The sequence below is a fragment of the Alicyclobacillus fodiniaquatilis genome, from assembly GCF_042678105.1.
GTDB lineage: Bacteria > Bacillota > Bacilli > Alicyclobacillales > Alicyclobacillaceae > Alicyclobacillus > Alicyclobacillus fodiniaquatilis.
The window spans coordinates 1-898 of sequence record NZ_JBHUCX010000072.1 but is presented as its reverse complement, the minus strand read 5'-3'; the positions used below and the strand labels follow the sequence as shown (position 1 = coordinate 898).

1 protein-coding gene is annotated in these 898 nt (G+C 44.5%); it reads right to left on the bottom strand.

Annotated features, from left to right (window positions below):
- Positions 1 to 898: AMP-binding protein (locus ACFSB2_RS17880; protein ID WP_377944469.1), on the bottom strand; the 898-nt coding region annotated here is incomplete at both ends.

Genomic DNA, 898 nt, shown 5'->3' with positions numbered 1-898 from the left:
CCGATTGGCACTAATTTTCGATTTGAATCCAAGACATACACACTTTTATTGATTATTGGACGCCCAATATTCACTATGTTCGCGGCCATCTGACCTATGGTTGCGCATACCGTGATTTCTGTAGGCCCATAGGCGTTATACAATTGACAACCCTGTTGCAACCATTGGTTCACTAGCTGTTCAGGGCAATCTTCACCTGCAACTATAACCACTCTCAGTGTTTGCAAAGCAGGATCATCTGGATTTAATAAACTCAAGGCAGATGGAGTAAGAGTAGCAACGGTAATGCGACTCTGTTGAATGAAGTATGCCAAACGCTCTCCTGGTATAAGGTTGTCATTATTCCCTAGACAAATAGCCCCACCAGAGGATAACGCCATAACGAATTCCCACACCGAAGCATCAAAACCAAACGACGCAAACTGTAGGATTCTGTCACAGTCATTAAGATGGAAAACTTTTCGTTGTGCTGCTGCCATATTGACGGCTCCATTATGCTCAATAAGAACCCCCTTTGGCTTTCCCGTCGAGCCAGACGTATAAATGACATACGCCAAATTACTGGAAGTCACAGTGGTCCTAGGATTTTCATTCACCTCCTCTTGAATAACAATCCGATTCCTATCTAGCGCAACAATCTGTATATCATCTGGGGCAACACACTTCATATGCAAACTATCGTGAGTAATTAAAATACTGGTTCTCGAATTAACCAATATATATCGAATACGCTCTTCGGGATAGCTCGGGTCAATTGGCAGGTAGGCACCTCCGGCTTTCAATATCCCTAATACCCCGATCATCATCTCTGGAGATCTCTCCACCATAATACCCACTATCTGATCCGGCCCAACGCCCATTCCCCGCAGGTAATGCGCCAACTGATTCGCTTTCGCAT